The sequence below is a fragment of the Acidovorax sp. Leaf191 genome (assembly GCF_001424425.1).
In the GTDB taxonomy this organism is placed as follows: Bacteria; Pseudomonadota; Gammaproteobacteria; order Burkholderiales; family Burkholderiaceae_C; genus Acidovorax.
In genome coordinates, this window is record NZ_LMPT01000019.1 from 293,801 (window position 1) to 316,059 (window position 22,259).

At 68.5% G+C, this 22,259-nt stretch carries 20 protein-coding genes; 9 read left to right on the forward strand and 11 right to left on the reverse strand.

Going from position 1 to position 22,259, the window contains the following annotated elements:
• Positions 1-7 precede the first annotated feature (7 nt).
• Both ASG27_RS15400 and ASG27_RS15405 read right to left on the reverse strand, forming a co-directional pair.
• A complete protein-coding gene (locus tag ASG27_RS15400) occupies positions 8-2,557 on the reverse strand; it encodes a penicillin acylase family protein (protein ID WP_056421245.1) in 2,550 nt (849 codons plus the stop codon).
• A gap of 75 nt (positions 2,558-2,632) precedes the next feature.
• On the reverse strand, positions 2,633-3,562 hold the full coding sequence (locus tag ASG27_RS15405; RefSeq protein ID WP_200912474.1) for an adenylate/guanylate cyclase domain-containing protein: 930 nt from the start codon (positions 3,560-3,562) through the stop codon (positions 2,633-2,635).
• A 286-nt stretch (positions 3,563-3,848) separates the two neighbouring features.
• Here ASG27_RS15405 and ASG27_RS15410 point away from each other — a divergent pair, with 286 nt between their 5' ends.
• The gene (locus ASG27_RS15410; protein ID WP_056421243.1) at positions 3,849-4,205 is read left to right on the forward strand and encodes a hypothetical protein; all 357 of its coding nucleotides are present in this window, start codon (positions 3,849-3,851) and stop codon (positions 4,203-4,205) included.
• Between the two features lie 35 nt (positions 4,206-4,240).
• Here the strand turns inward: ASG27_RS15410 and ASG27_RS15415 are convergent, their stop codons facing one another.
• From ASG27_RS15415 to ASG27_RS15430, 4 genes are all read right to left on the reverse strand, one after another.
• Entirely contained in the window at positions 4,241-5,242 is a 1,002-nt protein-coding gene (locus tag ASG27_RS15415; protein ID WP_056421242.1) for an LD-carboxypeptidase, read from the reverse strand.
• Between the two features lie 58 nt (positions 5,243-5,300).
• Positions 5,301-6,725 carry a tRNA adenosine(34) deaminase TadA gene (gene tadA / locus ASG27_RS15420; protein WP_056421241.1) on the reverse strand — a complete coding sequence of 475 codons (1,425 nt, stop codon included), beginning with the start codon at positions 6,723-6,725 and terminating at the stop codon, positions 5,301-5,303.
• A gap of 7 nt (positions 6,726-6,732) precedes the next feature.
• On the reverse strand, positions 6,733-6,996 hold the full coding sequence (locus tag ASG27_RS15425) for a hypothetical protein (RefSeq protein WP_056421240.1): 264 nt from the start codon (positions 6,994-6,996) through the stop codon (positions 6,733-6,735).
• Between the two features lie 105 nt (positions 6,997-7,101).
• A complete protein-coding gene (locus ASG27_RS15430; RefSeq protein WP_056421239.1) occupies positions 7,102-7,743 on the reverse strand; it encodes a LysE family translocator in 642 nt (213 codons plus the stop codon).
• 104 nt (positions 7,744-7,847) lie between these two features.
• Here ASG27_RS15430 and ASG27_RS15435 point away from each other — a divergent pair, with 104 nt between their 5' ends.
• Positions 7,848-8,897, forward strand: coding sequence for a GlxA family transcriptional regulator (locus ASG27_RS15435; protein ID WP_056421238.1), 1,050 nt, complete (start codon positions 7,848-7,850; stop codon positions 8,895-8,897).
• Here ASG27_RS15435 and ASG27_RS15440 read toward each other — a convergent pair.
• Positions 8,864-10,012, reverse strand: a complete 1,149-nt coding sequence (locus tag ASG27_RS15440; RefSeq protein ID WP_082493312.1) for a branched-chain amino acid ABC transporter substrate-binding protein — start codon at positions 10,010-10,012, stop codon at positions 8,864-8,866. The genes ASG27_RS15435 and ASG27_RS15440 overlap by 34 nt on opposite strands.
• Positions 10,013-10,246: 234 nt before the next feature.
• Here ASG27_RS15440 and ASG27_RS15445 point away from each other — a divergent pair, with 234 nt between their 5' ends.
• From ASG27_RS15445 to ASG27_RS15455, 3 genes are all read left to right on the forward strand, one after another.
• Positions 10,247-12,280, forward strand: a complete 2,034-nt coding sequence (locus ASG27_RS15445) for a peptidase U32 family protein (RefSeq protein WP_056421237.1) — start codon at positions 10,247-10,249, stop codon at positions 12,278-12,280.
• 281 nt (positions 12,281-12,561) lie between these two features.
• Positions 12,562-13,845: an O-acetylhomoserine aminocarboxypropyltransferase/cysteine synthase family protein gene (locus ASG27_RS15450; protein WP_056421236.1), complete on the forward strand. Its 1,284-nt coding sequence runs from the start codon at positions 12,562-12,564 to the stop codon at positions 13,843-13,845.
• A gap of 92 nt (positions 13,846-13,937) precedes the next feature.
• Positions 13,938-14,387: an energy transducer TonB gene (locus ASG27_RS15455; RefSeq protein ID WP_162240455.1), complete on the forward strand. Its 450-nt coding sequence runs from the start codon at positions 13,938-13,940 to the stop codon at positions 14,385-14,387.
• Positions 14,388-14,414: 27 nt separating this feature from the next.
• Here the strand turns inward: ASG27_RS15455 and egtB are convergent, their stop codons facing one another.
• Complete coding sequence (egtB, locus tag ASG27_RS15460; protein WP_056421234.1) at positions 14,415-15,680, reverse strand: ergothioneine biosynthesis protein EgtB; 1,266 nt, start codon at positions 15,678-15,680, stop codon at positions 14,415-14,417.
• A 13-nt stretch (positions 15,681-15,693) separates the two neighbouring features.
• Entirely contained in the window at positions 15,694-16,614 is a 921-nt protein-coding gene (egtD, locus tag ASG27_RS15465; protein WP_056421233.1) for an L-histidine N(alpha)-methyltransferase, read from the reverse strand.
• 326 nt (positions 16,615-16,940) lie between these two features.
• Between egtD and ASG27_RS15470 the strand changes: the two genes are divergently transcribed.
• From ASG27_RS15470 to ASG27_RS15480, 3 genes are all read left to right on the forward strand, one after another.
• Entirely contained in the window at positions 16,941-17,609 is a 669-nt protein-coding gene (locus ASG27_RS15470; RefSeq protein ID WP_235504129.1) for a protocatechuate 3,4-dioxygenase, read from the forward strand.
• Between the two features lie 74 nt (positions 17,610-17,683).
• Positions 17,684-18,721 (forward strand): metal-dependent hydrolase, encoded by a 1,038-nt coding sequence (locus tag ASG27_RS15475; RefSeq protein WP_056421232.1) that lies wholly within the window; start codon positions 17,684-17,686, stop codon positions 18,719-18,721.
• Between the two features lie 211 nt (positions 18,722-18,932).
• Positions 18,933-19,181 carry a DUF1272 domain-containing protein gene (locus tag ASG27_RS15480; RefSeq protein WP_056421231.1) on the forward strand — a complete coding sequence of 83 codons (249 nt, stop codon included), beginning with the start codon at positions 18,933-18,935 and terminating at the stop codon, positions 19,179-19,181.
• A gap of 197 nt (positions 19,182-19,378) precedes the next feature.
• Here ASG27_RS15480 and ASG27_RS15485 read toward each other — a convergent pair whose 3' ends face one another.
• Positions 19,379-19,969: an OmpW/AlkL family protein gene (locus ASG27_RS15485; protein ID WP_056421230.1), complete on the reverse strand. Its 591-nt coding sequence runs from the start codon at positions 19,967-19,969 to the stop codon at positions 19,379-19,381.
• 180 nt (positions 19,970-20,149) lie between these two features.
• Positions 20,150-21,139, reverse strand: a complete 990-nt coding sequence (locus tag ASG27_RS15490) for a DUF808 domain-containing protein (protein WP_056421229.1) — start codon at positions 21,137-21,139, stop codon at positions 20,150-20,152.
• A gap of 319 nt (positions 21,140-21,458) precedes the next feature.
• Here ASG27_RS15490 and ASG27_RS15495 point away from each other — a divergent pair, with 319 nt between their 5' ends.
• On the forward strand, positions 21,459-22,145 hold the full coding sequence (locus tag ASG27_RS15495; protein ID WP_056421228.1) for a class I SAM-dependent methyltransferase: 687 nt from the start codon (positions 21,459-21,461) through the stop codon (positions 22,143-22,145).
• Positions 22,146-22,259 lie beyond the last annotated feature (114 nt).

Genomic DNA, 22,259 nt, shown 5'->3' on the forward strand with positions numbered 1-22,259 from the left:
GGCCGCGTCACTTCGCGGCGGTGTCGGGGGTCAGCGTGAGCGTATGCACCCAGCGTGCGGGCTCGCGCTGCAGCGCGCGGTAGCCGGTGGCCGCCCAGGTGGCGCTCATGTCGCGGTAACGCGGCGAGAACACCAGGCCGCTCTGGCCCGTCTGGTAGATGAAGCGCGACTGCTCCAGGTCGGCCAGGTCGTACACCGCGCGCAGCGATGCCGCATGGCGGTTGACGAACGGGCCGCTGGCCTCGCCCGCGTTGTACTGGCCCACGTTCACCGTGTAGCCGTCGCCATGCGAGGGCACGCTCACGTCGAAGAAACGGGCCAAGGCCGGCACGTTGCCAAAAGGCCGGTGCACGCTGAGCGCGGGGTGTGCCGCGCCCCAGCGCCACTGGGCCGGGTCTGCGCCATAGGCGGCCTGCAGGCGGTCGAGCGCACGGCCCAGGGCGGCGGCGGACTGCTCGGCGCAGGTCGCGGGCTGGCACCACCAGGTGTCGTTGCGCTCCAGGATGCCCTCCAGCGCCGCACGGTAGTCGCGCTTGCCGTAGGTGGCGGTGAAGCGGTCCTCGCCGATGCGCGGGACGATGAGGCCGCGGGCCAGCTCGTCCGTCCAGGCGGCAAAGATCAACGGGGCCGGCTTGTTCGCGTCCATCACGCCATCGAAGCCCTGCAGCTGTTTGTGCGCTGCGGCTGCCAATGCATGGGACGACTGTGCCTGCTGCAAGTACGGCAGCAGGCGGCGCGCCGCGAGCGATGTGATGTCGCGGTGGATGGCCTGCATGCTGGCCGCGTCGTGCTTCGGCGTGGCTTCGATCAATTGTGCGATGCGGTCGTAGCGGTAGGGCAAGGCCCAGTCCTGGGTCAGGAAGTGCGGGTAGTCGGGGGGCGTCACGCGCTGGTTGGCGGTGGCGATCCATCCCTTGCTGCCGTCGTCCTGCGGGGTCTGGTCGTACGGTATCCAGCCCTTCCAGTCGTAGCGCGCATCCCATCCCGGCGACGGGGCCACGCCGCGGATGTCGTTGGCGGCATCGCGCAGCGGCGCGCGGCCTGCGGCCTTGAAGCGGATGGTGCCCTGGTCGTCGGCCGCCACCACGCTCTGCATGGGCGAGTGGTAGTGCGCCAGGCCCGCAAACAGCGCGTCCACGCTCTTGGACTGGTTGGTCTTGAAGCCCGCGACCACGGTCTGGTTGTCGTCGTCCAGCGCGCTCCAGCGCAGCGCCAGCACGTACTTGCCCAGGTCCAGCACCTCGGCGTGCGACTTCTGCGCGTCGCTCAGCACCGGGCCGTGCCGCGTGCTGCGCAGCGGCACCTTCACGTCGGCCTCGCCCTTGACGCGGATGGTCTCGTTGCGCACCGTGAACGGCGCCCAGCCGTCGGGCGTGCGGTACTGCGTGGGGTCGGCGGGGTTGATCTGCTCCAGGTACAGGTCCTGCACATCGGGCCCGGTGTTGGTGAAGCCCCAGGCCACCTTGTCGGTGCGGCCCAGCACGACGAAGGGCAGGCCCGGCAAGGTGGCGCCCACCGCGTCGATGGGCGCGATCGGCGTGCCGTCGGCGGCCTTGCCGGCCGGTGCCTGCAGCCCCGCGAAATACCAGATGGCGGGGGCCGACAGGCCCAGGTGCGGGTCGTTGGCCAGCAGCGGCTTGCCGCTCACGGTGCGCGTGCCAGCGATCACCCAGTTGTTGCTGCCCTTGCCCTCGTTGGTGCCCGCGTTGCGCGTGAGCTCGTCGGCCCAGGCCAGCATGCCGGCGCTGATCTGGCGGGACAGAGGGCCTCGGGCCTGCCGCCCGGCCACACCGGCCACGTCTTCTGCTGCGGAGCCCGGCACGGCCGCGGTGGAGCCCGCCCCGGCCGCGCGGTACACCCCCAGCTGGCGGTACAGCGCCGCCAGGTCGGCCGTTGCGGCGGGCTTCTCGCCAGGGTATGGCGGCATCAGCTGCCACAAGCGTTCGGTGTCGAGCGTGCGGGCCACCGACAGGCGCGCAAACTCGGTGCCCCAGTTGCCGCCCAGGTCCAGCGCCATCATCAGCGCCCAGCCCACGCTGTCTTCGGGCTCCCACACGGCACCCCGGTCGCCTCCGGGCTTGGCGCCCAGCAGCAGGAACTCCGGCGGCAGCGCCTGCGGGCGCTGGTTGTGGAAGGCGTGGATGCCCTGGCTGTAGGCCTGCAGCGCCTCTTTGGCGTATGGCGGCAGCCCCGCATACTGGCGGCGCGCCACGCCCATGATGTCCAGCGCGCGCATGAGCTTGTCGGTCTCCAGCGTGGCGGGGCCGAACAGTTCGGACAGCTCGCCGTGCATCACGCGGCGGTTGAACTCGAGCTGCCAGGTGCGCTCCTGCGCATGCACGTAGCCCATCGCAAACCAGGCGTCCTGCGGGGTCTGCGCCCGCACGTGCGTCACGTCGGCCGCATCGCGCTGCACCTGCACCGCCTGGGCCAGGCCCGCCACGCTGAGCTTGCCGTCCAGCGCCGCAAAACTGCGCTGCACATACACCGCTGCGCCGGTCCCGGCGAGCAACGCCACCGCCACCAGGCCGACGGCGGTCCGCTTCATCCATGCCATATTGATCTGTCTCCGATACTGTCTTGAAGGGGCCGGCGCGGCGGGTGCGCGCATGCCAAAAGGGGGGCCCGGCCGTCAGCCCAGGTGGACGTTCGCACCTGCGACCTGGAAGTTCATGACCGGTGCGCTGGGCTCGTTGAACGACACGCCCAGCGCAATCTGCCCGGTGCCGTGCAGGATGCAGGCATCGCGGCGCAGCCGCACCGGCGCGTCGCTGCCGTCAAAGCGCACCCAGGTGCCGAAGCTGCTCATGTCGGTCAGCAGGAACCCGCTGTTGCGCCAGTCGATGCGGGCATGCAGGCGCGACACGCGGGGGTCGTTGATGCACAGCTGGGCGTGGTTGGCGCGCCCCACATGCACCGGTGCGTCCGACGAGCTGAAGGACATGTCCACCCCGTGCCACGAGAACTGGATCTGCCCCAGGATGGAATCGGCGGGCGCGAAGCTGCTGACCAGGGCGGCCTGCATGGTGAGCGAGTCGGGCGCTTCGTCCTCGCGCCATTCGACCTGGTAGAGCATGAGCGATTCGGCCTTGCCGCGGATCTCCATCATGCCGAGCTTGCGGTACCAGACGTCGGGCGCGGCACCTGCGAGCAGCACCGTGGTCTCGGTGGCCCAGATCTCGGCCGGGCCGGCACGCTCGCACAGGCGGGACGCGACGTTGACGGCGTCGCCATAGCAGTCGCCATCCACGTCGATCACTTCGCCGCTGGCCACGCCCACCCGGATGTCCATGCGCAGGGGCTGGGGCCAGCGTCCTAGCCGCAGCTTGTGCTGGCGCAGCATGGTGGCCATGGCGGACACGCCGCCGGCCGCATCGCCGAACACGCCCAGCACGCCATCACCCAGCGTCTTGACCACCCGCCCGCCGTGGGTCTCGATGGTGCCGCTGATCCACTGCGTGACCTGCGTCACCGCCTCGGCAGCCCGCTCGTTGCCCAAAGCTTCGTACAGCGCCGCACTGCCCGATATGTCCGCGAAGACCATCGTTGAGAGCACACTCATGAACGCTGGCCTATTAGTAACATCATGTGAATCAGTTTAGACCAAGCTCCCTGGCGGCGCACACACAAAACCGTCAAGAATCGTTGCGCCAGGCGGCCAGGCTTCGTACCGGGCAGGTTTGCCGGCCCGCCGGCAGGACGGCGACCCGAACTGCGTAAAAGTTGGCAACAAATCCGCTTGATTTGTTGTCTTTCTGCAAAAACAGGAGCAACACCCTTGCGCCGATGCGAGCTCCCGCTTAATTTGGCCGGCCCTGTTACAAAAACCCTGCCTCACTTTCCCCACCATGCGCTGGAACAAGCCCAATGTCCGCAACAACCTGCACGACCTGCTCGGCCGTGACAAGCCGTCGTCCACGGCGTGGGTGCGCGACCAGGGCCTGGAGGACGTGCGCCGGGCCATGCTGCAAAGCCTGATGGGCACGACCGGGTGCGAAGTCGCCCGGATGAGCATGCGCCTGCGCTATGCCGCGGACATCGAGGCGCTGTGGTACCTGCGCATCGACCTGTTCAAGACGCTGCTACTGCTGCGCGGCGACATCAGCGCGCAGCGGACCATCGATGAGCTCACCATCCTGTTCCAAGGCCAACTGCCGCGGTCGCCGCGCCCGCCGCAGGCGCCCCATCTGCCGCCCATGCACTGAGCGCCGCGCAAGCGCTCAGCCCTCCAAGGCCAGCGTCAGCTCTGGTGCCCCCAGTAGATCAGCGCATCGCGCTCTTCCACCGACAGCGACACCGTGGCGCCCACGGGCAGCAGGACCTTGGTCTCCACATGGCCGAACGGCAGGTTGGTCAGCACCGGCGCCTTGATCTGCGTGCGCAGCCAGTCCACCACCGACTGCAGCTTGTAGCCCTTGTCGTGGGGCGCGAGCTTGAAGTTGGTGAACTGCCCCAGCACCACGGCCTTTTGCTGGGCCAGCACCCCGGCGTGCAGCAGCTGGGTGAGCATGCGCTCGATGCGGTAGGGGTGCTCGTGCACGTCTTCAATGAACAGCACGCCGCCCTTGATGGCCGGCAGGTACGGCGTGCCCACCAGCGAGGCCAGCACGGCCAGGTTGCCGCCCCACAGCGTGGCGCTTTTCACGTACACGTTGGGCACTGCGGGCTTGCCGGTGATGGCGTTGGGTTTTTCGTTGTTCATGCGCCAGCCCGTGCCTTCGCCGTGGCCGGTGAGCAGGTCGTCGAAACAGGCTTCCATGATGTCGTCCGGCTCGCCCGCCACGCCGAAGTCGGCGCCCAGCGACGGGCCCGCCCACGAGGTAGCGCCTGTCTTGGCCAGCAGCGCCATCTGGAACGCCGTGAAGTCGCTGACGCCCACGAAGCGCATGCCGCCCGCGATGGCCTTGGCCACCGCCTTGTAGCGAATGCCCGGCAGGATGCGCGACAGGCCGTAGCCGCCGCGCGAGATCAGCGCCACATCGGCGCCGCTGGCCGCCGCGCGGTGGATGGCGGCCAGGCGCGTGTCGTCGTCGCCCGCAAAGCGGGTGTGCGTGGCCAGCGCGTCCACGTCCACCTCCACCTCGTGGCCCAGGGCCTTCAGGCGGGCGATGCCGCGCTTGAACGCGGCCTTGTCGCGCACCGCGCTGGAGGGCGAGTAGATGTAGATGTGCTGGGGGCCGTGGTCGTGGCTGCACTCGGAATGGTCGTGATCGTGGTGGTGATCGTGTGCGTGGTCGTGCAAAGCGCTCAGGCCGTGAAGGGGCCTGCTCCGTCAAAAAGAGGGGTCGTGCGGGGCCAGGTCAGCCGGCAGAGCGGCCGGCCCCGGGAAACGAGAAGTATTCCACAGCCTGCCGGGCGATCGCGCCGCCCTGCTCCTGCACGAAGTGCCCGGCGTCTGGCAGCACCGTCGGCGCGGGGCAGCCGCGAATGTGGCGGTGCAGCCCGTGCATGGTGGCGGGTCCCAGCACCGGGTCCCGCGCGCCGATGACCATCAGGCTCTGGCCCTGCCACTGGTGCTGCCAGAAGTCACGCGCCTGGCGGGACAGCGCAGCGCCGGGCGCATCGGTGCGGTCCGGCACGCGCTCGGGGAAAGCGCGCAGCGCGGCGCGATAGCCCTTGTCCGGAAACGGCGCGTCGTACGCCGCGCATTCGGCGGCGGTCAGGTGCGGGTTGCCGCGTGCGAGCAGGCGCCCCACGCCGTACAGCGGCTTGTCGCGGCACATCGCGCGCCAGTCGACAAACCCGTCAGGCAGCGGCGCATCGCCCGTGGCCAGCACCGTGTTCATCACCAGCAGGCCCGCAAAACGGTCCGGGCAGGCCATGGGCAAGGTCAACCCCAGAATGCCGCCCCAGTCCTGCACCACCAGCACCACGTTGCGCAGGTCAAGCCGCTCGACCAGCTCCAGCAGCACCTGGCGGTGCCACTCGAACTGGTGCACGGCCTCTTTCTTGGGCTTGTCGCTCTTGCCGAAGCCGATCAGGTCGGGCGCCACCACGCGGTCGCCCGCGGCCACAAACACCGGCAGCATGTGCCGGTACAGGTAACTCCAGGCCGGATTGCCGTGCAGGCACAGCCAGGTGCGGGGCGCATCCGCCGGGCCTTCGTCCACGTAGTGCATGCGCAGGCCCGCCAGGCTGGGCAGGTCGCTGACGTACCGGGGTGCCCACGGGTAGCCCGGCAGATCGGCAAAGGCGGCATCGGGCGTGCGCAGCGCATCGTCGCGCAAAGGGTGGCGGGCCCGTGCATCGGCGCGCTGCTGGTTGCGCCGGGCGCCGAAGAAGCCGGTGAGCAGCGCGCTGCATTCGGCCGCCAACACCCCGCCGTGCACGCCGGTCTGGTGGTTGATGGCGGTGTGCGCAAACAGGTCCAGCACCGAGCCTGCCGCGCCGGTGCGGGGCTCGGTGGCGCCGTACACCACGCGCGCCAGGCGCGCATGCAGCATGGCACCGCTGCACATGGCGCAGGGCTCCAGCGTGACGTACAGCGTGCAGCCGTCGAGCCGGTAGTTGCCCAGGCGCTGCGCCGCAGCGCGCAGCGCCACGATCTCGGCGTGGGCCGTGGGGTCGTGGGACTGCACGGGGGCATTGCGGCCGGTGGCGATCACCTGGCCGTCCTTGACGACCACGGCGCCCACGGGCACCTCGCCCGCGGCCACAGCGGCCCGCGCCTCGGCCAGCGCCAGGCGCATGCCGTCTTCGTCGCTCGACACCACTGCCGCTGTCATGTCCGCATCACTTGTCGGCTTCAGGGAGGCTCTGGGCGCGCTGCTTCATGATGTCGTCGAGCTGCTGCTGCACCTGCTGCTGCACCTGCTGACTTTGCTCGCGCACATTGCCCGTGGGGTTGATCACGGGCACCGATGCGCCCACGCCCGGGCCAGGCGCCTGCTGCACCGCCGCCGCTGGCGCGCGCGTGGCCGACAGCTGCTTCCTGGCCACGATGCCGACGATGGCCAGCACCACGACCAGCCCCACCAAACCGAACAATCCCCGCATGCCTGTGCTCCCTGTGCTGTGCAGGACTGCACTGTAAACCGGGACGGCCCGCTCCTTGCGCGCAGTGCGTGCGCCCGTGGGCCTCTCGGTACGATTCAGCGCATGTCAGTGTGTCAGGGGCAGCGCCGCGCCCATCAGCCCGAACAGCCCGCCGCAGGCACGGTTGAACTTTTTGCCGGTGCGCTGCAGCCAGGGGCGGATGCGGTGCGCGAGGCTCGCCAGGCCGAATTCGACCGAACACTCGACCACCGCGAAGGTGCCCGCCATCACCACGAACTGCAGCCACAGGTCGCGCCCTGGCGCTATGAACTGCGGCAAGAAGGCGCCGTAGAACAGCAGCACCTTGGGGTTGGAAATGGCGGCCAGCAGGCCCTGGCGCCACAGCCTGGCGCCGGTGGCAGTGCGGGTGCCCGCGGCGGGGTCCATGGCCTCCGCCGCGGGCAGGGCCTCCTGCAGTTGCATCGCCGGTGCCCGCCACAGCTGGATGCCCAGCCACACCAGGTAGGCACCGCCCACCCACTTCATCGCCGTGAGCGCGTGGGCCGACGACTGCAGCAGCGCGCCGATGCCCAGCATGGACAGCCCGATCAGGCCCACAAACCCCACCGCCCCACCCGCGATGGTCCACAGCGTGCGCACGCGCCCGTGCAGCGCGCCATGGGCCAGCACCAGCAGGCTGTTGGGCCCCGGGGTCAACGACAGCCCGACGACCGCCAACAGGTAGACGAGCCAGATCTTCAAGTCCATCGCCGCACCATTCCATTCCTCTGAAACATGTGCGCAGTCTAGGTGGCGGTGGCCCGCTGCGGCGAATCCAATCTGGCTATTATCAATACCCAACTGGACACTCCATGCTGCCCGCCGACGCCAGCCCCCTCCCCCGCCCCGACGTGCGCCTGTTGCTGATGCCGCTGCCCGACTTCGCGCTGCTGCCCTTCGGCGCGTTTCTGGACAAGCTGCGCTTTTCGGCCGACGACGAGGACCGCAGCCGCCAGCGCTATTGCGCCTGGACGCTGATGGGCATCGACGGCGCGCCCGTGGTGTCCAGCAGCGGTGTGCAGGTGTCGGTGGACACCGCGGCCGACGCGGTGGACCTGGCGGCCTACGACTACCTGGTGGTGTTTGGCAGCCGCACGGTCCAAGCGTCGCTCGCGCATGTGCACACCCATGGGGCGGTGCTGCGCCGGGCCGCCGCGCGGGGCGTGCCGCTCGTGGCCATCGACAACGCCAGCTTTCTGCTGGCCGGGGCAGGTTTGCTCACAGGCCGCCGGGTGGCGCTGCACTGGCGCCATGTGTCCGAGTTCCGCCATGCCTTTCCGCGCATCGCGGTGGCCAGCGAGCAGATCTATTGCTTTGACCGCGACCGCATCACCTGTGCAGGCGGCACGGCGGCCATCGACATGGCGGTGGAACTGCTGTCACGCCACTGCGGCCGGGAGCGCGCCTTCAAGGGGCTGGCCGACATGCTGGTGGACGGGCCCCGCCACCAGGGGCATGCCTTGCAATCGATGGAAGGCGGCGGGCCGGACCTGGGCCGCCACGTGGCGCGCGCGGTGGCGCTGATGCGCAGCTCCCTAGCCGACGGCCTGACCGTGGCCGGGATCGCCGAGCGCATCGGCATCGGCCGCCGGCAGCTGGACCGGCTGTTCACGGAGCGTTTCGGCCACAGCGCGCACGACCACTGGACCACGATGCGCATGGAGCACGCCCACTGGCGCGTGACCCATTCGCACCACAGCCTCTCGGCCATCGCCGACGAGGTGGGTTTGGGCAACGCCAGCAGCCTGGCGCGCCTGTTCCGCCGCCACTACGGCACCAGCCCCGGCGCAGTGCGCGCTGGAGCGGGCAGGAAACTGATGCCGAAGGATCAGTTCAGCGCTACGCGGTTGCCGTCCTTGTAGGTGTACAGCGTCACGGCAGGCGTGGTCAGCTCGCCCTTGGCGGTGAAAGCGATGTTGGCGGTCACGCCCTTGTACTCGGTCTTGCCGATGAAGGGGATGTACACCTTGGGGTCCACCGAATTGGCGCGCTTCATCGCGTCGGCCAGCACCATGGCGGCGTCATAGGCGTAGGGGCTGTAGATCTGGAACTGGCCAGGGAACTTGGCGTCGTAGCGCTTCTTCCAGTCGGCGCCACCCTGCATCTTGTCGACGGACGCGCCGCCCGTGGCGCAGTTCACGTTCTTGAGCGCGGGGCTCTTGCCCGACAGCTCGGGCAGCTTTTCGGTGCACAGCGCGTCGCCGCCGAAGAACTTGACCTGCCCCAAGCCCAGTTGCTCCATCTGGCGCAGCATGGGGCCGGCCTGCGCATCCAGGCCGCCGTAGAAGATCGCGTCGGGCTTCTTGTTCTTGATGGAGGTGAGGATGGCCATGAAGTCGGTGGACTTGTCGTTGGTGAACTCCTCGCCCACTACCTTCAGGCCCTTTTGCAGCGCCGTGGCCTTGAACACCGAGGCCACGCCCTGGCCGTACGCGGTGCGGTCGTCGATGATGGCCACGCTCTTGAGCTTCAAGTGGTCGGCCGAGAAGATCGCCAGCGCTGCGCCCAGCGCGCTGTCGTTGGCGATCAGGCGGTAGGTGGTCTTGTAGCCGGGCTTGGTCAGGTCCGGGTTGGTGGCGGCCGCCGTGATGTGCGGCACGCCGCACTTGTCGTAGATGGCGGCTGCAGGGATGGAGGTGCCCGACTGCAGGTGGCCCACCACGCCCGCCACCTTCTGGTCGCACAGCTTTTGCGCCACGGCGGTGGCCTGGCGCGGGTCGCCCGCGTCGTCTTCGGCCGCCAGCTCGAACTTGATCTTCTTGCCGCCGATGACCAGGTTCTGCGCGTTCAGGTCGTCGATGGCCAGGCGCACGCCGTTTTCAGTGTCCTTGCCGATGTGGGCGATGCCGCCCGACACGGGGCCTGCGTGGGCGATCTTGACGGCCTGGACGTCCTGGGCGAAAGCCGCCTGGGCAGCGGCAGCGCAGACTGCGGCGATGGTCAGTGGCACGAAGGGGCGGGAAGCACGGCGAAACACGTTGGAAGTCTCCGGAAATTGATCAATGGCAAAGGGTCTGGCCCAACGCCATGCACCACCTTGGGGCACAGCGCGGCCCCGCATCCTAGCCACACGAGCCCCTGTTGACGCGTAAATGCTATGTAAACATAGCAACTTGGCGGGTCATTAAGCGGGCTAATAGTGGCAATACCGCACTCGGACCTGCGCATCCGGATGCCCCACACCGCTGCATGGCTGGGATAATCACGTCCCATGTCCCTCCTGCCCCACCAGCTTGAACTGCTCTCGCCCGCGCGAGACGCCGACATCGGCATCGAAGCCGTCAACCACGGCGCCGACGCCGTCTACATCGGCGGCCCTGCCTTCGGCGCACGGGCCGGCGCGGGCAACGACATCCGGGACATCGAGCGCCTGGTCCAGCACGCGCACCGGTTCAACAGCCGCATCTTCATCACCCTGAACACCATCCTGCGCGACGACGAACTCGAAGCCGCGCGCCGCATGGCCGGGCAGGTGTACGAGGCCGGCGCCGATGCGCTCATCATCCAGGACATGGCCCTGCTGGCGATGGACGACATGCCGCCCATCCAGCTGCACGCCAGCACCCAGACGGACATCCGCACGCCCGAGAAGGCGCGCTTTCTGCAGGACGCGGGCCTGTCGCAGATCGTGCTGGCGCGCGAGCTCACGGTGCAGCAGATCGCCGCGGTGCACAAGGCGCTGGGGCCGGTGGATGCGCCGGGGCGCGCCAACATCGAGTTCTTCATCCACGGCGCGCTCTGCGTGGCCTACAGCGGCCAGTGCAACATCAGCCATGCGCAGACCGGCCGCAGCGCCAACCGGGGCGACTGTAGCCAGGCCTGCCGCCTGCCCTACCAGGTGACCGACGCGCAGGGCCGCTTCATCGCGCACGACAAGCACGTGCTCTCCATGAAGGACAACAACCAGAGCGACAACCTGCGCGCGCTCATCGACGCCGGGGTGCGCAGCTTCAAGATCGAGGGGCGCTACAAGGACATGGGCTACGTGAAGAACATCACCGCCCACTACCGCACGCTGATCGACGAGATCCTGCAAGAGCGCGAGAGTGCCGGCCGGCCGCTGTCGCGCTCTTCCAGCGGCGCCACCACCTTCACCTTCACGCCCGACCCGCTGCAGAACTTCAACCGCGAGTTCACCGACTACTTCGTGACCGGCCGCAAGGAAGACATCGGCGCATTCGACACCCCCAAGAACCCGGGCCAGGCCATCGGCTGGGTGACCAAGGTGGGGCCGGACTTCGTCGAGCTGGAGGTGAGCGACCCCGCCACCGTGCTGCACAACGGCGACGGCCTGTGCTACTACGACCTGCACAAGGAGCTGGTGGGCATGGCCATCAACGTGGCCGAGCCCGTGTCCGCGCGCAGCGTGGGCCAGTGGCGGGTGTACCCCAAGGACCCCATGGACGGCTTCAAGGATCTGCGCAAGGGCACCGAAGTGAACCGCAACCGCGACATGGACTGGGTGCGCACGCTGGAGAAAAAGTCCAGCGACCGCCGCATCGGCCTGTGGGCGCACCTGAGCGAAACGCCGGCCGGCTTCAGCCTGATGCTGACCGACGAAGACGGCAACGTGGGCTGCGCCGACGTAGAGCAGCCCCACCAGAGCGCCACCGACGCCGCCAAGGCCGAAGCCAGCCTGCGCGAGCAACTGGGCCGCTTCGGCGCCACCATCTTCGCGGTGCACGACATCGCGCTGCAGCTGTCCGAGCCCTGGTTCGTGCCCGCCTCCGTCCTCAACGCGCTGCGCCGCGACGCGCTGGCCGACCTGGAAGACTGCCGCGCGAGCAACTTTGCGCGCCTGCAGCGCGCTGTGCCGGTCGACCCACCCGTGCCCTACCCCGAAGACACGCTCTCGTTCCTGGGCAACGTGTTCAACCAGAAGGCGCACGACTTCTATGTGCGCCACGGCGTGAAGGTGATCGATGCGGCCTACGAGGCGCACGAGGAGGAAGGCGAAGTCAGCCTGATGATCACCAAGCACTGCGTGCGCTTTTCGATGAGCCTGTGCCCCAAGCAGGCCAAGGGCGTGACGGGCGTGCAGGGCACCATCAAGGCCGAGCCGCTGATGCTGATCAACGGCAAGGAAAAACTCACCCTGCGCTTTGACTGCAAGCCGTGCGAGATGCACGTGGTGGGCAAGATGAAGAAGTCGGTGCTCAACCAGCACGCCAAGGAGACCGAGGCGCTGGCGGTGCCGCTGCAGTTCTACCGCGCACGGCCCACGGGCAATTCGCTATCGAAATAGTAGCTGCTGGCGCTTGTCCATCCAGCGGTGAAGGCACTTTTCATTCAATAGTCGCAGGCCGTAACGCGCCTGCGGTCAGCCTGTGTTCAGCCTGCATCGGCCCCGCATCGAGCCTGAATGCAGCTTGAATACAGCCTGCGCCGAGCGCATAAGCTCATAGCCAACGATTCGACCCATGCGCACCGTCCCGGTGCAAGAATGGCCGCTGCCGCCTGCGCACACACCGTGCCGCAGGCGCCCGTGTCAGCGTTTTCATTCCATCCAACGGGAGCCCCCTCCGCATGAAGATCGAAACCCTTGCCGTCCACGCAGGCTACTCGCCCGACCCCACCACCAAGGCCGTGGCCGTGCCCATCTACCAGACGGTGGCCTACGCCTTCGACAGCGCGCAGCACGGCGCGGACCTGTTCGATCTGAAGGTGCCGGGCAACATCTACACCCGCATCATGAACCCGACGACCGACGTGCTGGAAAAGCGCGTCGCGGCGCTCGAAGGCGGTATCGCGGCGCTGGCCGTGGCCTCGGGCATGGCGGCCATCACCTACGCGATCCAGACCATTGCCGAGGCGGGCGACAACATCGTGTCGGCCAGCACGCTCTACGGCGGCACCTACAACCTGTTTGCGCACACGCTGCCCCAGCAGGGCATCACCACGCGCTTTGCCGACCCGCGCGACCCGGCCAGCTTTGCGCAGCACATCGACGCGCGCACCAAGGCGATCTTCATCGAATCCATCGGCAACCCGCTGGGCAACGTGACCGACATCCGCGCGTTGGCCGATGTGGCCCACGCGCACGGCATTCCGCTGATCGTGGATAACACGGTGCCCAGCCCCTACCTGCTGCGCCCCATCGAGCATGGCGCCGACATCGTGGTGCACTCGCTCACCAAGTACCTGGGCGGCCACGGCAACAGCGTGGGCGGCGCCATCGTGGACAGCGGCAAGTTCCCATGGGCTGAACACAAGGCGCGCTTTCCGCGCCTGAACGAGCCCGACGTGAGCTACCACGGCGTGGTCTACACCGAAGCCCTGGGCCCCGCCGCCTTCATCGGCCGCGCGCGCGTGGTGCCGCTGCGCAATACCGGCGCGGCGCTGGCACCGCTCAATGCCTTCTTGATCCTGCAAGGCATCGAGACCCTGGCCCTGCGCATGGACCGCATCTGCGACAACACGCTGGCGCTGGCGAAGTACCTGCAAAGCCACCCCAAGGTGGAATGGGTGCGCTACGCCGGCCTGCCGGACCACCCGGACCACGCACTGGTGCAACGGCAGTCGGGCGGCAAGGCGTCCGGCATCCTGAGCTTCGGGCTCAAGAGCGCCGACGCCGACCCGCGGGCGGCCGGTGCGCGCTTCCTGGATGCGCTGCAGCTCTTTACGCGCCTGGTGAACATCGGCGACGCGAAATCGCTGGCCACGCACCCCGCATCGACCACCCACCGCCAGCTCAACCCCGAAGAGCTGGCCAAGGCGGGTGTGAGCGAGAGCATGGTGCGGCTGTCGGTGGGCATCGAGCACATCGACGACCTGCAGGCAGACCTGGTGCAGGCACTCGACGCCGTCTGACCGTTCGACCGTTCGACCGCAGCCGACGCCAGTTGCGGGATACTGGCGGGATGGCCCCGCAGATCGCGGGGCGCCCTGCCCCTCTCATCGCCATGTTCCGCCTATCTTCTCTTGCACCGCTCACCCTCGGCCTGCTGACTCTGGCCGGCTGCAGTTCCTCACTGTTCACGCCGCCGCGCGGCGCGGATGTCACCGAGTCCCACGTTTCCAGTTTCCGCCAGCGCGAGGACGAACAACTACTGCGGCAGCAGGTGTCGCCCCCGCTCGACACGCCCTTGACGCTGCTGGAGGCGCCGCTGCCGCGCTACCCGTCTTTCCTGCTGAATGACACCTCGCCCCAAGCGCGCGGCGATGTGACGGTATCGTTCGAGATCATGCCCAGCGGGCTGGTCGGCACCGTGCGCGTGGTGTCGAAAACGGGCGAAGATGCCCTGCACAAACCGGCGATCGATGCGGTGCGCCGCTGGAAGTTTGCGCCGCTGGTGCGCAACGGCGAGCCCGCCCGGCTGGTGCTGCAGCACACCTTCCGCATGGAACCCTGAGCGGGCCAGATGCCCCGGTAAAGCGACTCAAGCGTCACGCGCCAAGCGCAGTCCCGTGTACTGCCAGCGCGCCGTGGCCGGGAAGAAGTTGCGGTAGGTGCTGCGCGCATGCCCGGCAGGCGTGGCGCACGAGCTGCCGCGCAGCACGTACTGGTTGACCATGAACTTGCCGTTGTACTCGCCCACCGCGCCGTCGGCGGTGCGAAAGCCCGGGTAGGCGGCGTAGCTCGACTGCGTCCATTGCCAGGCGCTGCCGAAGAGTTGTTCCAGCGCTTGGCCGTCGTGGCCTCCGTGGCCGTCATCGCCGTGCCCGTCAGCCACCGCGGCTTGCGCCGCATGCTCCCACTCGGCTTCGGTCGGCAGGCGTGCGCCCACCCAGCGGGCGTAGGCATCGGCTTCGTAGTACGACAGGTGCACCACAGGCAGGTCGCCCCGCAGCGGCTGCAGTCCTGCCAACGTGAACGCATGCCAGACGCCGCTGCCCAGTTGCTGCCAGTACAGGGGGTGGTCAAGCCCCTGGGCCACGCGCCAATCCCAGCCTTCGGCCAGCCAGTGGGCGGGGTTGTCGTAGCCGCCGCCTTCCACAAAGGCCAGCCATTCCGCGTTGGTCACCAGCCGCGAGGCCAGCGCATACGGCGCCAGGTAGGTGCGGTGGCGCGGGCTTTCGTTGTCGAACGCAAAACCGTCGCCCCGGTGGCCGATGTCCACCAGTCCGCCGTCCAGCGTCAGCCACCCGAAGGGCTCGATGGCTGGCACCAGGGCCAGGTCGCCCGCCGAATCTGAAGTTGTACCGTACGCCGGCCACGTGGAGTTGCACGACAGCAGGTGCTTGACGTCCGTCACCAGGAGCTCCTGGTGCTGCTGCTCGTGCTGCAGGCCCAACTCGATCAGCGCGCACAGCGCCGCGTCGTTCAACACGGTGGGCAACAGGCGCGCCATGCGCTGGTCCACGTTGGCACGGTAGGCCCGCACGGCATCGAGCGACGGGCGGGTCAGCAGCCCGCGCTGCGCACGCGGGTGCTTGGCGCCCACGCCGTTGTAGTAGGAATTGAACAGCACGCGAAACGCGGGGTCGAAGGGCGCAAAGCCCGGCTCGTTCGGCTCCAGCACGAAGGTTTCGAAAAACCAGGTGGTGTGCGCCAGGTGCCACTTGGCAGGGCTGGCGTCGGGCATGGACTGCGCGCCGCAGTCCTCGGCTGACAGGGGCGCGACCAGGGCCACGCTGTGGTCCCGCACCGCGGCGTAGCGCGAGAGCAGCGCGGTCAACGGGGGGCACACATCCATGTTGGTCATAGTCCATCCATCCTCAGGGGCGCGCGTGCAGCACGGCAAACCAGCCGCGGTCATCCGTCCACGCCTGGGCCTGCGAGAACCCCGCGCGCGCCAGCATGTCGGTGAACACGGGCAGGGGGTATTTGTAGCTGTTTTCGGTGTGGATGCGTTCACCCTGGTCAAACCGGCGGCCGCCACCAGGCCAGCGTACGTCGGCGTCGGCCACGGCCTCCAGGTGCATTTCGATGCGGGACTCTTCCTGGTTGAAGAACGCGCGGTGCTGCCACTGCTGCACGTCGAAGTCGCTGCCGATCAGCCGGTTCACATGCGTGAGCACGTTGCGGTTGAACGCCGCCGTCACGCCCGCAGCGTCGTCGTAGGCGGCTTCCAGCACCTGCACGTCCTTGGGCAGGTCGATGCCGATCAAGAGGCCGCCGTCGTCGTCGACCAGCTCCCGCATGTGGGCCAGCAGCTCCAGGGCGTGCGGCGGGTCGAAGTTGCCGATGGACGAGCCCGGATAGAACACCAGCCGCCCCTTGCGCGGAATGTCTGCGGGCAGCACCACGCCCTGGGTCATGTCGCCGCCCACGGCGCGCGCATCCAGCCCGGGGAAGTCGTCGCGCAGGCCCTGCACCGCGGCCTGCAGGAAGTCTGCCGAAATATCCACCCCCACGAAGCAGGCGGGTTGCACCAGGCGGCACAGCGTGCGCGCCTTCTGGCAATTGCCCGCACCCAGCTCGATCAGCGTACGGCCCGGGCCCACAGCACGCCCAATGCTGTCAGCGTGCTGCTGCATGAGCGAGGTTTCGGTGCGGGTGGGGTAGTACTCGGGCAGGCGGGTGATCTCCTCGAACAGCTCTGAGCCGTGCTGGTCGTAGAAGTACTTGGGGGAGATGCTGGCGGGGCGCTGGTTCAGGCCGCGCGTGATGTCGTCGGTGGGGCTGGGCAAAGGCATGGATCTTGAAGCGTCTGGCGCGGCATGGCTTGCCACTGCTGGTAATAGAGCGGAATCGCCGTGGAGCCCACAGGCTCCGAGCCGGCCATCCCGCCCGCAGGCTGGACCGTGGAAGGCAATATAACCCCACGGCCATCGGGACATTCTGCGGCGGCGGGATGATGCGGTGTGTAGGTCATTTCCCCGTTGCCTGCGGCGCACAGGCCGCCTACACCGACCGGCGCGGCACGGCTGCGGCACTTTTTGCGCGCCGGGTGGCTCCTACCGCCGTGCGTCCGACACGGAGCCGATCACCCACCCGCAGCCGCCCCAGGCAGGAGCCCGCCATGCCCGACAACATTGCCAACGCCCACCTTCCGCCACGGCACACCGCCCCCACACGCCGCCAGTGGCTGCAGCAGGGCCTGCGGGGTGCTGCGCTGGTTGCCGCACCAGCGCTGGTGCAGCCGGCGGCAGCCCAGGCCCGCGCCATGCCCACACCGCGCCAGACCGAGGGGCCCTACTACCCCGTGGACATCCCGGCGGACAGCGACGGCGACCTGCTGCGCAACGGGATGCTGCGCTACACCCAGGGCGAGGCCGTCTGGGTGGAAGGCCGGGTCACCGACACACAGGGCGTGCCGCTGTCGGGCGGCACGGTCGAGATCTGGCAGTGCGATGCCGACGGCCACTACCACCACCCGGGGGACGGCGGCAAGGCGGCACCGGCCTTCCAGGGCTTTGGCCGCGTGGTGCTGGGGCGCGACGGACAGTACCGGTTTCGCACCATCCGGCCGGCGCCGTACACCGGCCGAACCCCGCACATCCACTTCAAGGTGCGGCTGCCGGGGCGCGAGTTGCTGACCACGCAGATGTATGTGGCCGGCGACTCCGGCAATGCGCGCGACTACCTCTGGAGCCGGCTGAGCGAAAAGGACCGTGCGGCGCTCACGGTCCGCTTCGCCCCCTCGGCCGACGGCGTGCGGGGAGAATTCCCGATCGTCGTGCAGACCTGATAGGGTCGCAAGGCAACGGCACCAGCCTGCGCCCCCGTCCATCCACCTGCCTCGCACCCGCACCACACGCCCGCATGGATTCCGTCACCCAAATCGTTCTGGGCTCCTCCGTTGCCATCGCCACACTGGGCCGCCGCACCGCCGTGTGGAAGGCGGCGCTGTGGGGCGGCATTGCCGGCACGCTGCCGGACCTGGATGCCTTCGTCAACCACGGCGATGCCATCCTGAACATGGTGCTGCACCGCGCAGAAAGCCATGCCCTGTTCTACCTGACCGTGCTGTCGGTGCCGATGGCGTGGCTGGTATCGCGCCTGCACCGCGAAGCGGACCGGTTCACGCGCTGGTGGCTGGCCCTGTGGCTCGCCCTCATCACCCACCCGCTGCTGGACTGGATGACGGTGTACGGCACGCAGCTGCTGCGGCCCTTCACCGACACGCCGTATGCCGTGGGCAGCGTGTTCATCATCGACCCGCTGTACACCCTGCCGCTGCTGCTGGGCGTGCTGCTGGCGCTGGCGATGCGCCAGGGGCGCGGCATAGCCTGGGCACGCGCCGCGCTGGTGGTGAGCACGGCGTACCTGGCCTGGGGCGTGGCCGCACAGCAGATCGCCACCCGCCAGATGCTGGCGTCCGCGCCGGTGCCGCACCTCACGCCGGAGCAGCTGCTGGTCACGCCGGCCCCCTTCAACACCGTGTTGTGGCGCGCCGTGGCCGTCACACCCACGCACTACTACGAGGGCTACTACTCGCTGCTGGACGGCGACCGCCCCGTGCGGTGGACCACCCACGTGCGGGGCGCCGATCTGTATGCACGCTACCGTGACCACCCCCTGGTGGACCGCGTGGCCCGGTTCAGCCACGGCTTCTTCAAGATGAGCGAAGCGGCGGGGGGCGACGTCTTCATCACCGACCTGCGCATGGGCAACGAGCCCACGTACAGCTTTCACTTCAACCTGGGCACGCCCGCAGAGATGGCCGCCGGCCAGCGCGCCGCCACGCTGCAGATGCAGCGCCCCGACCTGGCCACCGCCCTGCCCTGGCTGTGGAAGCGCATGTGGGGTGCCGACGTGGTGCTGGCAGCGCCAGCGCCGCCGCAAGGCCGCACGCCGTAGCTGCGTTGCTGCGTTGCTGCGTTGCTGCGTTGCTGCGTTGCTGCGGTGTGGAGCCACTGACAAAGGATAGAGCCGCGCGCTGGCGCGCCGGCCCAGTGGGCTGTACTGCGTGTGCGCGCCCCACCGGCACCTTGCCCTGCAGCGACGGCTTGGCATACGCTTGGCAACGCCAGTGCCCCATCTTCCTCTTCACAACCACCCAAGGACACCCATGCTCGAGCTGCGCCCCAACTGCGAATGCTGCAACAAAGATTTGCCGCCCGACTCCACCGACGCCCGCATCTGCACCTTCGAATGCACGTTCTGCAGTGACTGCGCGAGCACACGGCTTGACCACATCTGCCCCAACTGCGGCGGCGACCTGGTGCAACGCCCGCGCAGGCCCGCGTCCAAGCTGGCCAAGTACCCGGCATCCACCGAACGCGTGCTCAAGCCGGTGGGCTGCGGACTGCTGGCATGACACTCGCGCGTTCGTGACGCTGGTGCAGATAGCCAGATCGGAACGCACGGTTTGCTGATCAAGGCAGGCAAGCCCGCTGTCTCCCGCTGCGCCGGATCCATAGCGGCGCTGCGCTGGCCAGCACCACCGTGGATCCGGCTTTGCCGGTCCGCAGGAGGCACTGCCACGAAGGCGCGCAGTGCCTCAGGGGGAGCCCTCTAGAACCTCCAGCCCAGGCCCACGCCCACCAGCACGGGGTCAGCCTTGAAGGTGCCCAGCTTGGCGCCGCCCGCCGACACATCGGTCTTGATGAACACCTTCTTCACGTCGAAGTTCAGATACAGGTTCTTGGCCAGCGGAATGTCCACACCCACCTGCAGCGCGGGGCCGAAGCTGTTGCGGTCGATGTCCACGCCCGCCGGCAGGCGCACGCCGGAGAAGCGCGTGTAGTTCACGCCCGCGCCCACATAGGGCTTGAAGCCGGGCGCGTTGAAGTGGTACTGCACCAGCAGCGTAGGCGGCAGGTGCTTGAGCGAGCCGATGGCGGTGCCACCGGCGCTGAGCGTGTGTTTCTGCGGCACGGTCAGGATCAGCTCGGCCGCGATGTTCAGGTTGAAGAAGTAGGTGACGTCGACTTCAGGAATCGTCTTGTCGTTGATGGCAAGGCCCAGGGGCGTGCTGTCCTTGTTGGCGCTGTCCAGGTGCACGGCGCGGGCACGGACCATCCAGGGGCCTTCGGCCTGTTGCGCCATGGCAGCGCCAGAGGACAGGACACACAGGGCAACGACAGCCAGCAGGTTCTTTTTCATGTTCAGTTCACATCGGTTGGACGGGGACGACCCCCGTGCATGCATTGAACTGCTGCGGCCGCCCACCGGCCTTGCCCTATCTCAAGGCCCGCTCACCCGCCCTTAGACATACATCAAGAAAGAACAAAGGCCTGCACCTGCAGGCCTTGCCACACTGCCAGGGGCCGCACTGCACAGCGCTCAATGCGCAGCCGACTTGCCCCGCACGCGCTTGACCAGCGTCACCGCGGCCAGCACCAGCCCCCCGGCGATGATGCCGACCACCGCGTTCAGCAGGTTGGGCACCAGCACGGCCCACAGGCCGCCCACCGGCCACTGCGCCGCTGCCGCGCCCGTGCCATCGACGGCATGGTGCAGCGCAGGCACGCCGTGCACCAGGATGCCACCGCCCACGAGGAACATGGCCGCCGTGCCCGCGATGGACAGGCCCTTCATCAGCCAGGGCGCGGCGCGCAAAATGCCGTTGCCCACGGCCTGCGCCGCGCTGCTGGCCTTGCGGCTGAGCCACAGGCCCAGGTCGTCGAGCTTGACGATGCCGGCCACCAGCCCGTACACCCCGATGGTCATGATGACGGCGATGCCGGACAGCACGGCCACCTGCTGCGAGAACGGCGCGTTCGCCACGGTGCCCAGCGTGATGGCGATGATTTCTGCCGACAGGATGAAGTCGGTGCGCACCGCGCCCTTGACCTTGTCCTTCTCGAAAGCCACCAGGTCCACCGCCGGGTTGGCATTGGCCTGGGCGTGGCTCTCGCGTTCGGCCGCGTCTTCATGGGGTGCGTGCAGCAGCTTGTGCGCCACTTTCTCGAAACCCTCGAAGCACAGGAAGGCGCCGCCCACCATCAAGAGCGGCGTCACCGCCCAGGGCGCAAAGGCGCTGATCAGCAGTGCGGCGGGCACCAGGATGACCTTGTTGATCATCGACCCCTTGGCCACTGCCCAGACCACGGGGATCTCGCGCTCGGCACGCACGCCGGTGACCTGCTGGGCGTTGAGCGCCAGGTCATCCCCCAGCACACCGGCCGTCTTCTGCGCGGCCACCTTGGTCATGACCGACACGTCGTCGGCCATGGCCGCGCTCTTCTTGGCTGCGACCTTGGTCATCAGTGCCACATCGTCGAGGATGGTGGCGATATCGTCGAGCAGGGCCAGCAAGCTGCCAGAAGCCATGGGGAATCCTTGAAGAAAATGGTTGTGGGTGGGGCTGTCCGGCGGATCGCGCGGCACCACGGTGGCCGCATGCGCGGCCCCGGGCACGGGTGTGCGGCCCCACCGCTGTGGGCTGCACTATAGCAACGCGGTGCAGGCCATCGCGATGTTGCAGGGCTGGCAGGCACGGGCCGGTACCTGCACGCGCAAAGCCCGCCCGGCAAAGCGGCGGGGGGCTGGGGCTGCCAGGCACTTCGCGGCAAGGCGCATACTCGCGTCTTCACCCACCAACTCTGGGGGTCCCTGCAAGCCCGTGCTTGGACGGGCTTCGCACCCCGCCATGCCAGGCTATCTCACCAAGCAGGAGGACATCGCCATCGCCGGCGCTGCCGACCTGGTCATCCGTTCACTGCTGGACAAGCAGCAATTCAGCGACCCCGAGGGCGCCGCCGAGGCCCTGGGCATCTCATCGGCCGCCTGGCCGCTGTTCGGACTGCTGTGGCCTTCGGGCGCGCAGCTGGCGCAACGCATGGCCACCCGGCCTCTGCGGGCCGGAGAGCGCGTGCTGGAGATCGGCTGCGGCCTGGGCCTGGCCAGCCTGGTGTGCCACCGCCGCGGGGTGGACATCACCGCCAGCGACTGCCATCCGATGGCCCAGCAGTTCCTGCAGGAGAACACGCGCCTGAATGGCCTGCCGCCCCTGCAGTACCGCACCGGCCAATGGGGCTCGGACGCGCCCGCCCCGGCCGGTGCCGTGCAGGGCCGCTTCGACCTGATCATGGGCAGCGACGTGCTGTACGAGCGCGATGCGCGCGCGTCGCTTGCGGCCTTTCTGGACCGCCATGCCGGCAACGGCGCCCAGATCTGGATCGTGGACCCCAACCGGGGCAACCGATCCACCTTCCACAAGCAGATGGCCGTGCACCGGTTCGAAGTGGTCGAAGAGCGGCTGGACCACCCTGCGCTGGACGCCACGCCCGCCTACAAGGGCCGTCTGCTGGTTTACCAGCGGCCATTGTTGGACTGAAACCGCCTGACGACCCCGCGGGCGTCGTCAGGTAGCCAGGTGGCCGTTTGCCAGAAAGCGGCCTGCAGCGCAGGCCAAGGTGCGCGCAAGGGACCAGCTCAGCAGCCTGCAGAG